Origin of the sequence: Corynebacterium faecale, assembly GCF_030408735.1 — a bacterium.
GTDB classification, from domain to species: Bacteria; Actinomycetota; Actinomycetes; order Mycobacteriales; family Mycobacteriaceae; genus Corynebacterium; species Corynebacterium faecale.
Map to the genome: position 1 here is coordinate 936,820 of NZ_CP047204.1, position 13,987 is coordinate 950,806.

General features: G+C 61.4%; 14 protein-coding genes. 8 read left to right on the forward strand and 6 right to left on the reverse strand.

The window, feature by feature from the left end; all coding sequences use genetic code 11:
* The first annotated feature begins 11 nt into the window (after positions 1 to 11).
* Positions 12 to 530, forward strand: a complete 519-nt coding sequence (locus tag CFAEC_RS04350; protein ID WP_290279168.1) for a flavodoxin domain-containing protein — start codon at positions 12 to 14, stop codon at positions 528 to 530.
* A 44-nt stretch (positions 531 to 574) separates the two neighbouring features.
* Here CFAEC_RS04350 and coaA read toward each other — a convergent pair whose 3' ends face one another.
* Entirely contained in the window at positions 575 to 1,597 is a 1,023-nt protein-coding gene (coaA, locus tag CFAEC_RS04355; protein WP_290279169.1) for a type I pantothenate kinase, read from the reverse strand.
* Positions 1,598 to 1,911: 314 nt separating this feature from the next.
* On the opposite strand from coaA, the gene glyA reads away from it, so the two are divergent.
* From glyA to CFAEC_RS04370, 3 genes are all read left to right on the forward strand, one after another.
* Positions 1,912 to 3,216 carry a serine hydroxymethyltransferase gene (glyA, locus tag CFAEC_RS04360; RefSeq protein ID WP_290279171.1) on the forward strand — a complete coding sequence of 435 codons (1,305 nt, stop codon included), beginning with the start codon at positions 1,912 to 1,914 and terminating at the stop codon, positions 3,214 to 3,216.
* 72 nt (positions 3,217 to 3,288) lie between these two features.
* Positions 3,289 to 5,160, forward strand: coding sequence for an aminodeoxychorismate synthase component I (gene pabB / locus CFAEC_RS04365; RefSeq protein ID WP_290279173.1), 1,872 nt, complete (start codon positions 3,289 to 3,291; stop codon positions 5,158 to 5,160).
* The gene (locus CFAEC_RS04370; protein ID WP_290279174.1) at positions 5,157 to 5,885 is read left to right on the forward strand and encodes an aminotransferase class IV; all 729 of its coding nucleotides are present in this window, start codon (positions 5,157 to 5,159) and stop codon (positions 5,883 to 5,885) included. Before pabB ends, CFAEC_RS04370 begins: the two co-directional genes overlap by 4 nt.
* Here the strand turns inward: CFAEC_RS04370 and CFAEC_RS04375 are convergent.
* Entirely contained in the window at positions 5,882 to 6,256 is a 375-nt protein-coding gene (locus CFAEC_RS04375) for a DUF5997 family protein (protein ID WP_290279800.1), read from the reverse strand. The genes CFAEC_RS04370 and CFAEC_RS04375 overlap by 4 nt on opposite strands.
* A gap of 63 nt (positions 6,257 to 6,319) precedes the next feature.
* Here CFAEC_RS04375 and CFAEC_RS04380 point away from each other — a divergent pair, with 63 nt between their 5' ends.
* Both CFAEC_RS04380 and CFAEC_RS04385 read left to right on the forward strand, forming a co-directional pair.
* Positions 6,320 to 7,000, forward strand: coding sequence for a LysR family transcriptional regulator substrate-binding protein (locus tag CFAEC_RS04380; RefSeq protein ID WP_290279175.1), 681 nt, complete (start codon positions 6,320 to 6,322; stop codon positions 6,998 to 7,000).
* 69 nt (positions 7,001 to 7,069) lie between these two features.
* Positions 7,070 to 7,618, forward strand: a complete 549-nt coding sequence (locus CFAEC_RS04385) for a GNAT family N-acetyltransferase (protein ID WP_290279176.1) — start codon at positions 7,070 to 7,072, stop codon at positions 7,616 to 7,618.
* On the opposite strand, the gene CFAEC_RS04390 is transcribed toward CFAEC_RS04385, so the two are convergent.
* The 4 genes from CFAEC_RS04390 to CFAEC_RS04405 all read right to left on the reverse strand — a co-directional run bounded on the left by CFAEC_RS04390 (position 7,608) and on the right by CFAEC_RS04405 (position 11,149).
* Complete coding sequence (locus CFAEC_RS04390; RefSeq protein WP_290279177.1) at positions 7,608 to 8,486, reverse strand: 5-oxoprolinase subunit C family protein; 879 nt, start codon at positions 8,484 to 8,486, stop codon at positions 7,608 to 7,610. The genes CFAEC_RS04385 and CFAEC_RS04390 overlap by 11 nt on opposite strands.
* Positions 8,487 to 9,143: a 5-oxoprolinase subunit B family protein gene (locus CFAEC_RS04395; protein WP_290279178.1), complete on the reverse strand. Its 657-nt coding sequence runs from the start codon at positions 9,141 to 9,143 to the stop codon at positions 8,487 to 8,489.
* Positions 9,133 to 9,909 carry a 5-oxoprolinase subunit PxpA gene (locus CFAEC_RS04400; RefSeq protein ID WP_290279179.1) on the reverse strand — a complete coding sequence of 259 codons (777 nt, stop codon included), beginning with the start codon at positions 9,907 to 9,909 and terminating at the stop codon, positions 9,133 to 9,135. Before CFAEC_RS04400 ends, CFAEC_RS04395 begins: the two co-directional genes overlap by 11 nt.
* A 61-nt stretch (positions 9,910 to 9,970) precedes the next feature.
* Positions 9,971 to 11,149, reverse strand: a complete 1,179-nt coding sequence (locus CFAEC_RS04405; protein ID WP_290279801.1) for an NRAMP family divalent metal transporter — start codon at positions 11,147 to 11,149, stop codon at positions 9,971 to 9,973.
* A 320-nt stretch (positions 11,150 to 11,469) separates the two neighbouring features.
* Between CFAEC_RS04405 and CFAEC_RS04410 the strand changes: the two genes are divergently transcribed.
* Complete coding sequence (locus tag CFAEC_RS04410; RefSeq protein WP_290279180.1) at positions 11,470 to 12,147, forward strand: GntR family transcriptional regulator; 678 nt, start codon at positions 11,470 to 11,472, stop codon at positions 12,145 to 12,147.
* Positions 12,148 to 12,312: 165 nt separating this feature from the next.
* Positions 12,313 to 13,575 (forward strand): hypothetical protein, encoded by a 1,263-nt coding sequence (locus CFAEC_RS04415; protein ID WP_290279181.1) that lies wholly within the window; start codon positions 12,313 to 12,315, stop codon positions 13,573 to 13,575.
* Positions 13,576 to 13,987 lie beyond the last annotated feature (412 nt).

Sequence of the window (13,987 nt, forward strand, 5' to 3'; positions counted from 1 at the left end):
GAAGGAGAGCAATGTCCCACACGATTGTTGCGTTTGAATCCACCTACGGATCCACCAGGCAGTATGCAGATGAATTGGCAGCGCGGTGCGGTGTCAGTGCGGTGCCACTGGATGAGGCACCGGCACAACTCACCGCCCACCCCGATGCCGTGCTGGTGGTGCTGAGTCCGGTCCATGGACCCATGAATGCCGGTGCGAAGTTCATCACCGACACCGACCTGGGTTCACGCCGGGTGGCGCTGTGCACCGTCGGAATGACACTGGATGATGTCGCGGTGAAGAAGGACGGTGCAGCCCGTTCACTGGGAAACAAAGCTGATCAGGTCACGCGCTTCTATCTCCCGGGTCGTCTCAACTATTCCGAGCTGTCCACCGCACACCGCACCACCATGTGGACCGTGGTGAACATGCTCAGGGCCAAGCCGATGAAAAATGCCAATGACAAGATGATGATCGAGACCTTTGACACGGACGTTGACCGGGTGGATGCCAGCCGTCTGGACCCGGTTGTCGCCTGGACCAAACGCTAAACGTCGCGGCAGGCGGCGCGTCGATAAGCACGCACGGACAGGCGTTAGATTTTGCGCATCCGGACGCGCTCAACCAGGTGATCCGCGCTCTTGCGGAGCACCAGTGAGGCCCGCACCCTCGTGGGCAGAATGTTCTCCACAAGGTTGGGCAGGTTGATGGACTGCCAGATCTCACGGGCCACAGCGGTGGCCTCCGGATCCCCATAATCCGCATAATGTTTGAAGTGTGCACCGGGGCGCCGGAAGGCGGTGTGACGCAGCTGCAGGAACCGGTCGATGTACCAGCGTTCAATGTCCTCGGTGCGGGCATCCACATACACACTGAAATCGAACAGATCACTGACCATCAGTGTCGGCCCGGTCTGGAGGACATTCAGGCCCTCCACAATGAGGATGTCAGGCTGATCCACCGTGATGATCTCACCCGGCACGCGGTCATAGGCGGTGTGGGAGTACACCGGAGCCTTGACATTGTATTTCCCAGATTTCACATCTGTGACAAACCTCAGCAGCGCACGCTGATCATAACTTTCCGGGAAACCTTTACGGTTCATGATCCCGCGTCGATTCAATTCAGCACCGGGGTAGAGGAATCCATCTGTGGTGACCAGATCCACCCGGGGATGGGTGTTCCACCGTTGGAGCAGCACCTGCAGTAGACGTGCGGTGGTGGACTTGCCCACCGCCACTGATCCTGCAACACCGATGATGAAGGGGACGTGGGTTCCCGGATACACGGATCCGGTGGAGGCCCCCAGGAAGGTTTCCGTGGCGGCGGTCAATTCCTGACGTGCCTTGACCTGCAGATGGATGAGACGGGACAGAGGTAGGTATACCTCCGCCACCTCCTCCAGATCAATGTTTTCTCCCAGGCCACGGAGCTCCACCACTTCCTCCTCCGTGAGCACCTGGGGCATTGATTTACGAAGTTCACGCCATTGGGGGCGGTCAAAATCCAGGTAGGGGCTGAAGTCAGGGACACGACTGGCCCCCCGCGCACCGTTGGGCGATGCCGGAAGCTGACTGGCTGACTGTCCAGGATTCTTAGCGTTGAGCGGAGCTGCCATACGTTCCATTGTGCCTTTCGGGTTCTGAGCAGGTGTGCTGGGGGTTGGGAAGGGGGGTTGGCCTCGTGGTTGGGAAGGGGTTGCTATCTACGGTGGGCCTTCCTGCTGCTGGGCTGCCTTCGCCGGGGTTCAGCACCAGCAGGGCATCGCCAAGTTTCACGGGTCTCATATTTTGTCGACCGGATGGGACCGGATGGTGGGTGTGAACCCATACTTTCTCATCTGGGTGCAACAGGTCTATGCTGGTGTGCGTACCTGTCCCGCGCGTGAGGTCTTACACGCGGGATTCGTCTTGTGAAAGGTTAGCTGACCTGATGACCGATGCCCACCATGCGGATGATGTCCGTTACCAGCCATTGAGCGAGATCGATCCTGAGGTGGCCCAGGCCATCGCCGGCGAGCTCACCCGACAGCGCGACACTCTTGAGATGATCGCATCCGAGAACTTCGTGCCCCGTTCTGTTCTGCAGGCGCAGGGTTCTGTTCTCACCAATAAATACGCCGAGGGATACCCCGGCCGCCGTTACTACGGTGGTTGCGAGCAGGTTGACATCATTGAGGATCTGGCGCGTGACCGTGCCAAGGCCCTGTTTGGTGCCGAGTTCGCCAACGTCCAGCCACACTCCGGTGCCCAGGCCAACGCAGCGGTCCTGATGACCCTGGTTGATCCGGGTGACAAGATCATGGGCCTGTCCCTGGCTCACGGTGGTCACCTGACCCACGGCATGAAGCTGAACTTCTCCGGCAAGCTCTATGAGGTTGCCGCCTACGGTGTTGATCCTGACACCATGCGCGTGGACATGGATAAGGTCCGTGAGCAGGCCATCAAGGAGCAGCCGAAGGTGATCATCGCCGGTTGGTCCGCCTACCCGCGTCACCTGGATTTCGCTGCCTTCCGCGAGATCGCCGATGAAGTCGGAGCGAAGCTGTGGGTTGATATGGCCCACTTCGCCGGTCTGGTTGCAGCTGATCTGCACCCGAGCCCGGTTCCGCACGCTGATGTCGTGTCCTCCACGGTTCACAAGACCCTGGGTGGCCCACGTTCCGGCATCATCGTGGCGAAGCAGGAGTACGCCAAGAAGCTGAACTCCTCTGTTTTCCCAGGTCAGCAGGGTGGGCCGCTGATGCATGCGATCGCTGCCAAGGCGACCGCACTGAAGATCGCCGGCACCGAGCAGTTCGCTGAGCGTCAGGCCCGCACCATTGAGGGCGCACAGATCCTCGCTGAGCGTCTGACCGCCTCTGATGCCAAGGCAGCAGGCGTGGATGTGCTCACCGGTGGCACCGATGTGCACCTGGTTCTGGCTGATCTGCGCAATTCCCAGATGGACGGCCAGCAGGCCGAGGATCTGCTGCATGAGGTTGGCATCACCGTCAACCGCAATGCGGTTCCTTTCGATCCTCGTCCGCCGATGGTCACCTCCGGTCTTCGTATCGGCACCCCGGCGCTGGCCACCCGTGGTTTCGATGCAGCAGCCTTCACCGAGGTCGCTGACATCATCGGCACCGCGCTGTCCGCTGGCAAGTCTGCGGATCTGGATTCTCTGCGTGCCCGTGTGTCCAAGCTTGCTGAGCAGTACCCGCTGTACGAAGGTTTTGAGGACTGGACCATCGTCTAAACTGCAATTTTCGCCGTGTGGGAAGGCATCGCCGGTTATCCGGCGGTGCCTTCTCCCCGTTAAAGGACTTCCGTGCGCGTTCTCATCATCGACAATTATGATTCCTTCACCTTCAATCTCGCCACCTACGTGGAGGGGGTCACCGGTGTTGCGCCCACCGTGGTGAATAACGACCAGCCCGTTGATGAGACGCTTTTCGACGCCGTGATCATCTCACCCGGCCCGGGCCACCCCGGGCGTGCGGCTGATTTCGGTATCTGTTCCGGTGTGATCGACCGCGGTCTGGTGCCGATCCTCGGTGTCTGCCTCGGACACCAGGGCATCGCGCTCGTCCACGGTGGCGAGGTGGGTCCGGCACCAGCCCCGATCCACGGTCAGATCTCACGCATCCGCCATGATGGTTCGGACCTGTTCGACGGCATCCCGGGAGAGGTTGATGTGGTCCGCTATCACTCCATGATCGCCGGATCATTGCCGGACACCCTGGAGACCACCGCCGTCACCGATGACGGACTCATCATGGCGCTGCGCCACCGGGAGTTGCCACAGTGGGGTGTGCAGTTCCACCCGGAATCCATCGGTGGGCAGTTCGGGCATCGGATCATCGCGAATTTCCTGGAGCTGGCCAGCAGACACAATCACCGGTGGCAGGTGAACGAGCGCACGGTTGAGATCGTGGTTGATCCGGCTGCGGTTTTTGAGACCCTGTTCGCAGAATCCCCGGAGGCGTTCTGGCTGGATGACCTACAGGGCACCACCTACATGGGTGATTCCTCCGGCCTACATGCCAGGTTGAAAAGCCACCGGGTGGGGGAGGGTGACCTTTTCACCTGGTTGCGTGAGGATCTTCGACATAACCGCGTGGCAGCAGGTGTTGGATTCCGACTGGGGTGGGTGGGATACCTCGGATATGAGTTGAAAGCTGAATGCGGGGTGGCCAACAGGCACACTTCACCGTATCCGGACGCCCAGCTGATATTCGCGGATCGGGCGGTGGCCATTGAGGGGGACCGCGTGCGGTTGATGTGGCTGGGTGATCAGGAGGAGTGGTGTGGGGAAATTACCCGTGCTCTCCTGCATCTGAAGGCACCGCGCCCAGCTGCCGCCCCGAGCACCCCGCTCACTGTCCGCGACACCCGTGATCAGTACCTGGAGAAGATTGCCTGCGCCCAGGACCTGATCACCCGGGGCGAGTCTTATGAGATCTGCCTGACCACACAGCTCTCCGCGGTAACGGAGATGGTGGATCCGCTCGCTGCGTATCTCGCGCTGCGGGCAGCCAATCCCACTTCCTATGGTTCCTATCTGCGGCTGGGGGAGATGGCGGTGTTGAGTTCCTCCCCGGAGCGTTTCATCACCATTCACGCTTCCGGTCGGGTGGAGTCCAAACCCATCAAGGGCACCCGCCCTCGTGGGCACACGCCCGAGGAGGATTCGGCGATTATCGCCGAACTGGCTAACAATCCGAAGGACCGCGCCGAGAACCTCATGATCGTGGACCTGGTGCGCAATGACCTTGCCCGCGGCGCCCAGCCCGCCACGGTGCGGGTGGATAAGCTTTTCGACGTAGAAACCTACGCCACCGTCCATCAGCTGGTGAGCACTGTCTCTGCACAACTGGGGACCAAGGATCCCATCGACTGCGTCCGTGCGGCCTTCCCCGGTGGATCCATGACCGGGGCCCCGAAGGTCCGCACGATGGACATCATCGATGACCTGGAATCCGGTCCCCGCGGGGTGTACTCCGGCGGGCTGGGATACTTCTCCCTCGACGGTTCGGTCGATCTGTCCATGGTGATCCGCACCCTCGTGCTCACCCCGGGGCGAATGGAATACGGTGTGGGCGGAGCGATCCTCACCCTGTCTGATCCGGCTGCGGAGTGGGAGGAGATCAGGGTGAAAACCCGCCCTCTGCTGGGACTGCTCGGGGTGGACTTTCCATGACCCGATTCCGGTGGACTGGCCGGGGACTGGTGCCGGGTGAGGGAGAAGAACCATACATTGTGGATTCCTATCTGGTCCGGGATGGCCGGGTGGTGGGACTCTCAGCCCACGAACAGCGCTTCGCCGGGTCAGTGCAGGCTGAGACGGTGGTGGAGTTCCTCGTAGCCGTGCGGGAAACCCTGCCCACAGACGGAGTCTGGTTTCCCCGGGTGGAGTGGTACGGCGGGGAGGAATTCGGGCTGCTGCTCCGCCCGGCCCCGCCACTGAGGGATGGTTCCAGTCTGTGGCTGTCCGACCTGGCCGACCCGCGCGCGCACCCCACCGTCAAGGGCCCTGATCTGAAGGTGTTAACGCATCTTCGGAGCCTGGCGGTGGATTACCGGTGTGATGATGCCCTGCTCATTGATCTGGATGGTGTGGTCCTGGAGGCAGCCAACGCCGCGGTGGTGTTCTGGGAGGATCCGGGCACGGTCATGCTGCCCGGCCGCCCGGTGTTGCCCTCTGTGACCGTTCAGCAGACGATTCCACTGTGGGAGAACGCCGGCATCACGGTGGTGCACAGGGATGTCCGGCAACTCAACCTGCCTGCCTGGTGCGCGAGTTCGCTCCACGGCTGGACACCAGTGACGCACTGGGGGCGGGGAGCAGGAAAAATAACAGCAGCGCCCGCGCCACCGGTAAAACGGTGGAATCGGGCGCTGTGGGCCGGGGCGGAGACTGTTTAGTCTTCTGAAACCTCGGAGGATTCTTCGGTTACTGCTTCTTCGGTTTCTGCTTCCGCGGTGGTGCGGCCCTCAGCCAGCTGGGTGCGGGCGGCGCGCAACCAATCAGGCTGATTCTCCAGCAGCTCCTTGATATCAGCGGTGGTCAGTGGTTGGTCGAGTTCGTTCTTCTTCAGGGCCGTGATGGTGATGCCCAACTTCTGGGCAACGACGGGACGCGGATGCGGTCCCTCACGGCGTAGGTTTTGGAGCCACTCCGGTGGGGTTTCCTGCAATGCGACGAACTCCGCATGAGTTAGTGCATTGTTCTGGAACTCCTCTGGCGTGGCGGGCAGGTACAGACCGAGCTTCTTGGCGGCGGTCTGCGGCTTCATGGCCGTGCCCGATGGCTTGCGTACAGATTCTTCGTTCACGCCCACAACGGTAGCATTACTTCCATGCTGACCTTAAGTTTCGTCACCGGCACCGAGCCGGGCAAGTGGTTCACCCGTTTCCGCGAACGCACCCACCACGGCGGACTTTCAGCCATCGACACCGATGATGCGCTGGGTGAGCTGCTTGCCGGCACCGCGCAGCTTGCATTGACGCGCCTTCCCGACGCGCGCATCAGCGAACAGCTCCACGTGGTGGAGCTCTACCGCGAAACCCCCGGTGTGGCCTTCCCCAAGGACTATTTCCTCGCGGCGGCCGACGGGGCGGTGAAGCCTGAAGAATTAGAAGGGGAGATCATCAACTGGCAGATCCCGGACTCCGGCGAGGTGGATGCCGCAGCTGTCCGGGATGCCCTGCAGATCGTGGCAGCAAATGTAGGGGTGGTGATTGCACCACGACCCCTGTTGAAGGTGTTGAGCCGGAAGCTGGTGGAACATCGCGACTACGCCGGCGCCACCGACACCCACGTGGCCCTGGTGTGGAAGAAGGACGGGGACTCTGACGCCATCCAGGATTTTGTCGGAATCGCCCGTGGACGCACCGAGAATTCAAGCAGACAGGTGGCCACGAAGAAGTCAGCGCGGGAAAAAACCCTGGCCAAACAGGCACGCCGGGAATCCGCCGGGGGTGGGAAGGGGAAGGTTTCCAAGAAGAATCCACCCCGAAAGCCCCGAAAACGCCGTTAATGTGTGGGTTAGGTTACACCCGTGAATGTCTGATTGCGGGAGCGGGGAAAAGTCGGGAAAATCGTGGGCATGGCTGAGACCGACTTCATCATCCGACCGATCCGCGAGGCAGATTTCCCTCAGGTTCGGGCCATCTACGAGTTGGGACTGGAAACCGGACATGCGTCCTATGAACGCAAGGGTCCGACATGGGGGCAGTTCACCCGCATGAAAATCATGGAAACGGTGTTTGTGGCCGCGGAGAAGCAGGATCCGGATTTCGTTCTCGGATGGGTTGCCGCGGCGCCTGCATCAACCCGGGCGGTGTTCCACGGTGTGGTGGAGGATTCGATCTATATCCACCCGCAGGGGCAGGGCCGTGGTGTTGGTGGCGCACTGCTGGACAAGCTGGTGAATACCTGTCAGGAACTGCACAAGTGGTCCATCCACTCCTGGATCTTCCCGGAGAACACCGGATCCGCGAAGCTTCACGCCTCCCGGGGTTTTGAGAAGGTGGCCACCTTCCATCACCTCGCGAAAATGCCCTACGGGGAGATGGCCGGGCAGTGGCGGGACACCGACGTATGGGAGAAACTCCTGCCCAAGCCAGGCAAGGACTCCCTGCCTCCTACATCGTGAAACGGATCCTGTCACCGGGTAGCAGTTGGGCCGAACGGTCGCAGGATCTCGCTGTCAACACCGCGATCACCGGATAACCACCAGTCACCGGATGATCAGGACCGAAGATGACCGGGTGCCCACCGGGAGGCACCTGGATTGAACCACGGACCATTCCTTCACTCTTGAGCTCACCGTTAATACGGCGACTCAGGGGTTTTTCTGCTTCCAGGCGAAGTCCGATGCGGTTGGAATCCGTGGACATGGTGAACTCCTGGTGGAAGAAGTCTTCCAGGGATTCCTGGGTGAACCATTTATCGCGTGGTCCGCGGATCACGGTGAGGGTTTCAGTGGCTGTGCGGTGCCATAAGGTGGGCAGCTGTCGGATCGCCGGCCACCACTGGGTATCCGCGATGTCATGGGCGACGCCGAGAATATCGCCAGCCTGGATCGGTGCCGGCCCCAGCGCGGAGAGCAGATCAGTTGCGGAGGAACCGAGTACCCCGGGGGCGTCGAATCCGCCCCGGACAGCCAGATAGGCGCGCATTCCATAGTCGGCATTATCCAGACGTACGCGGTCACCGGGTTCCAGGTCCAGAATGGTGTTGGTGGTGGCATTCTTGGAACGGCCCTCAGCCGAGTGGGCAGTGACCGCGGCTGCGGTTCCAGTGAACACGATGGTGGCAGGTGCCAGGGCCTCCACTTCGAAGGATCCGACGAGAATCTCGATGACCGTGGCGTTGGGATCATTGCCCAGCGCATGATTCGCACGTGCCGCGGACAAGCGGTCGAAGGAACCCGAGACACTGACCCCGGAGCCGGCGAAACCGAACCGTCCGCGGTCTTGGAATAGCGCCTGGGGGCCTGTTGTGATGACCTTGAAGCTCATTTATTTCACCTCCACGAAACGGACTGTGTCGCCGGCCTGCAACAGCGAGGGTTGCCAGCGATCGACATCCCACATGGTGATCTCAGTGCTGCCGATCAACTGCCAGCCACCCGGTGACTGCTGGGGATATACAGCGCTGAACTCACCGGCGAGTGCCACGGCGCCTGACGGGATCCTGGTGCGTGGCTGGTCCTTGCGGGGGATGGCCGGAAACGGATGATCCCCCTGGGGCACCAGGTAGTAGAAGCCCGGGGCGAAACCGCCGAAAGCTGCGGTCCACACCGTCTCGGTGTGGGCCCGGACCAGCTCAGCAGCCGTGAGTCCCGCGAGGTGGGCGACCTCGTCGAGGTCCGGGCCGTCGTAAAGCACTGGGATCTCCACCGGATCGCGGTGGTCGCCGCCAGCTGCTGATTCAGGGAAGAGGTGGAGACCACCCACGATCTCGGCGAAGCGTGCCGGGGTGATCCGTGCCGTGTCCAGGGTGACCAGCAGCGTCTGGGCTGCCGGCACCATGTCGACGATGCCGGGGACCTCCTGGGCGATGAGTGCGCGGTGGAGTGCCAGCACAGCGTCGAGAATGGTGCCGCGTACGAACTCGGCATCTTCGCTTAAAAGATCAATGATGACGGCCTGGTCACCGCAGGGCCTAACGAGCATGACGAACCTCCACATCATGATCGCGGAGAACACCCAGAATGGTGCGGACCAGCTCGAGGGCTTTCGGGTTGTCGCCGTGGACGCAGATGGAATCTGCATGCACGTTCACCGGTGTGCCATCGATGGAGGTGATGGACTGGCCGGTGGCAAAGGCCAGCGCCTGCCCGGCCGTCACCTGGGGATCATGGTGCACGGCACCGGCCTGGGTGCGCGAGACCAGCCGACCATCGTGCGTGTAGGCGCGATCCGCGAAAGTCTCCTGGATCACGGTCAACCCTGCTGAACGGGCCTGGTCCACAATCTGCGAACCGGACAGGGCCATCAGGGGAAGTTCCGGATTGATGCGACGGATGCCTTCGATGACCGCTGAGGCCTGGGCCTCGTCGAAGGCGATCCGGTTGTATAGAGCGCCGTGGGGCTTGACGTAGTCAACGCTGCTGCCGACACTGGCAGCCGCCGCCTGAATGGCACCGATCTGATAGATCGTCTCGGCCACCAGATCATCATGGTCATATTCCATGGTGCGGCGACCGAAACCCGCGATGTCGTTGTAACCGATGTGGGCACCGATGCGTACCCGACGTGCTGAAGCAGCGGTGACCGTCTTCAGCAGGACCGAGGCATCCCCTGCATGGAAGCCGCAGGCGATGTTGGCGCTGGACACCAGATCCAACACCGCCTCATCATTGCCCATGACCCAACTGCCGTAGCTCTCACCGAGATCACTGTTGAGGTCGATGGAGGGCCTGCTGTGTGGGGTGTTCATGTGATGCAACCTTTCTGAAGGGAATGACGGCATAGCTTGGCTTGTCTCATATCGGCTCGTCTTAACCCGTCGGGGTGAGAAGATCGAAGACTCCACCGAAGGAGACATAGGCGAGGAACCAGGCGATGATCAGCCCGACCACACCGACGATGATCAGCCACATGGGGTAGTTATACCCCTGGAGTAGATCCTTCTTGCGGAAAATGGCCACGTAGATCACCAGGGTGAAACCGATGGGGAGAACCAGACCGTTGAATGCTCCGGCGAAGACCAGCAGCAGAGCCGGGGCGGTGCCCAGGAAGAGGAAAACGCTGCAGGACAGGAGAATGAAGGCGATGGTGACCCAGTTCTGCAGACGACGCTTTTCCGGGCGGTTGGGTACGAGGAAGGTGGCGGAGGTGTAGCTGGCGCCGATCACCGAGGAGATCGATGCAGCCCAGAGTACGGCACCGAAGATACGGAGCCCGACCTCGCCAGCGGCATGCTGGAAGGCTTCAGCGGCCGGGTTGCCGGTGGTGGACAGGGTGACACCACCTGCGACCACACCCAGAACCGCCAGGAAGAGCACCACGCGCATCAGACCGGTGATGAGGATACCGACGACGGAGGAGTTGGACACAGCCTTGACATTCTCCGGGCCTGTTTTTCCGGAATCCAGCATGCGGTGGGCACCTGCATAGGTGATGTATCCACCCACGGTGCCGCCGACGAGAGTGGTGATGACCAGCCAGTCAACAGTCTCGGGGAGCACCGTGTTCCTCAGGGCCTGTCCTACCGGTGGCTGAGAAATGAACGCTACGTACACGGTGAGGACAATCATGATCGCGCCCAGGAACACCAGGAACTTATCCAGTGCCGCGCCGAGACGCTTGAACAGGAAGATCGCGACCGCGATGGCGGCGGTGATGACGCCCCCGATCTTGACATCGAGGCCGAGCAGGGCATCCAGGCCGAGTCCGCCGCCGGCAATGTTGCCGATGTTGAAGACCGCTCCACCGACACACACCAGAATCGCGAGAACCCATCCGAGACCGGGGAGGACGGTGTTACCCAGCTCCTGTGCCCGCATGCCGGATACTCCGATGACACGCCAGACATTCAGCTGAACTGCGATGTCAATGATGATGGAGACCAGGATGGCGAAGGCGAATGCGGCGCCGAGCTGGTTGGTGAACACCGCGGTCTGTGTGAGGAACCCGGGGCCGATGGCGGAGGTGGCCATCAGGAAGATGGCGCCCATCAGGGCGCTTCTCGACGTCGCCCCCACCGCCGCCTGTTTCAGCGTCGGGCTGGTGGCGCGCCGGGTGTCTGCGTGGGTGCCAGGGCGGGCATCCGCGCTGGCACCGGCACCCTCCGGGGTGGTGTCGTTCGTGGTCGGGAGCGCATTGTTCTTCTCGGACTTCTCGGACACTGCCCCAACTCCTCTTAGGATTGTTCAACAATGTGGGTGATGTGCGTTTGAGTCTAGACTCCATGTGTCCCACGACACAAGAGGGGGCGGGGTTGATATACCACCGTGATAGCGCCGACACCGTGGCAGCGGTGAAATACCATGGGGGCATGACCACGGCATTGGGAGTATCGACGCAGCTGGCCACTGAGATCATGGAACGCATCGACAGGGGAGAGGTGGCCCCCGGCACCCAGTTGTTGGAGATCCCGCTGGCTGAGGAACTCGGGTGTTCCCGCAACACCCTGCGCGAGGCCTTCCGGATCCTGGCCAGGGACGGCCTGGTGGACCACATCCCCAACCGGGGCGTGTTCGTCCACTCCTTCACCCACGAGGACGTCGCTGATCTCTACGCCTACCGTCTCTTCGTCGAACCCGCTGTGATCCGGGAGGCCGAGCACTCCCCGCATTTGGATGACTGCCTGATCCGCATGGAGGAGGCCTACCGGGCGGCGTGTGTTGCGATGGAGGCGCAGGAATGGCGCAAGGTGGGCATGTTCAACACGGCCTTCCATCAGGCGTTGGTGGATATCGCCGGGGTGAGACGCCTGTCCGTGGATGCCCGCAAGGTTCTGGTGCTGGCCCGGATCGGTTTCATCTCCACCGGCGGTGGTCGGAAAACCCATGGGCCTTATGTGGAGAAGAACGGTCAGCTGCTCAATTTGATGAGGCAGGGCAGGTTCCCGGAGGCGGAGTCCTTTCTGCGCGGTTATCTCGAACACTCCCGGAACAACCTCCTGGACCTGCTGCCCGCCGGGGGAAAGACAGCAGTCAAAACGGATGGGTAAAAATGCACTAATATGGATAGCTCAGCTGCGATATCGTGCCGTAGGCTGCGTTACACTGAGAAACCCTGTGAAGGTGCCCGGGGTGACCCCGCCGGCGCAATAGGGCGTAAGTTAGGATTTGCTGCAGGATCGCGTCAAAGAACGCCAGAGAAGGAGTCGGGATTCATGGCCTTCGGGTTTTTCGGACGACGTTTCAGAAAGAACCGCCGGGAGGAATCGGTGGAACATTCTGCTACGCCTGAAAACACCCCCGATGACACCAACCCGGACTTCACCCCCGTGCCCGGTCGTCGACCGGGTGACCCGGTGGAGCAGAAGGTCGAGCGGGATGGCAATGGCATCCTCACCCCGGCGGATTTCCTCCCCGACACTGACCTGCCCCAGCTCAACCGCTCCCGGGCGAACATGCTCCGCCGCGAACTGGAGTACCGTTTCGCGCTCAAGGACGCCGAGATCACCATCGACGGTTCCTCCGCGATGGTGCACCGACCCGATGGTGGTGCCGCACATGTCTCCCTGCGGACCCTGGCCATGAACGCCGCGGGCCTGGATGATCTGGGACAGTTGCCTGAGCTGGTGGACAACTTCGTGCACGGCACCCTGGCAGATGCCACCCTGAGCACCCTGTCCACCGCGGACCTGTACAAGAGCCTGCGCCTGCGCCTGCTGCCCAACCCGGAGCAGGAGGACAGCATCCTCGAACCGAATGATGGGGTGGAACGCCAGATCCGGGAGACCTCCGTGCTGCGGGACTTCACCGCGGACACCTCCATCGCCCTGGTTCTGGACACCGAGCACGCCATCCGCATCCAGCCCCTCCATGAACTGGAGGAATTCGATTCCCTCGATGCCCTGGAACGCGCGGCCGACCGCAACACCTGGCAGGAACTGCTGGACGCGGACGTGGACGTCACCTACATCAACAACGATGAAGGTGGCGAGGGGTCGGATTTCTGGGCGTTTGAATCCTCCTCCTACTACCTGGGCAGTTCGCCGTTATTCCTCACGGACCTGTTGCAGCGCTGGGCACCGGACCTTGATCAGAGCAGAGGCGTGATCTTCGCCGTGCCGGACCGCGATCTCCTCATCGCCCGGCCTGTCACCACCGGTGAGAACCTCATGAACGGCATCACCTCCATGGTGCGCATCGCCATGCGTTTCGGTCTGGGCAACCCCACCTCGATCAGCCCCCGGCTGCACCTGCTGTACGACAACCAGATCAACACCTTCACCGACTACCGGATCATCGAACCCACCGAGGATGAGGAATGGGCGGTCCCCACCGCCGATACCCCTCAGCCGGGGTCCATCGGCATCGAGGTCCGCCCGGATGCCTACCTCATGGAGATGCTGCAGCAGGACGGATTCGGGGACAGTTTCGATGATTTCGGCCCCCGTGACCTGGGGCCCGACGATTTCAGGTACTAAGTCGTTAGTCTGTTATCAGGTGAGTTATGAACTCCGTGTACGGAAGGTCAGCTGACTGAAGCATTTCCGCTGGGGTGCTTTGCTATCGTTCAAGATGTGCGGAATTAGCGATTTCTCCGGCGAGACCGGCATCAGCGACGGAACAGTCGTATGAGAAAGCTGAAGAAACCACCCGAGGACGATGGGTTCTTTCGATAGGGGGGAGTTCTGTAGTGAGTTCTGACGGATGACCCGTTTCGTTGGTGACCACGAACGAATACCCGCTTCTTGCCTGATTTTGTCTGCGCCATAATCCACTCCGCACCGATTCCTTATGAGACCTGCTATTAAGTTAAATGCTACCGGCCTCGGGGGAGTGAAGTAGGGGCTTTACGTGGTGTTTTCGGAATCTCGGGGAGTGGGAAATTATTGA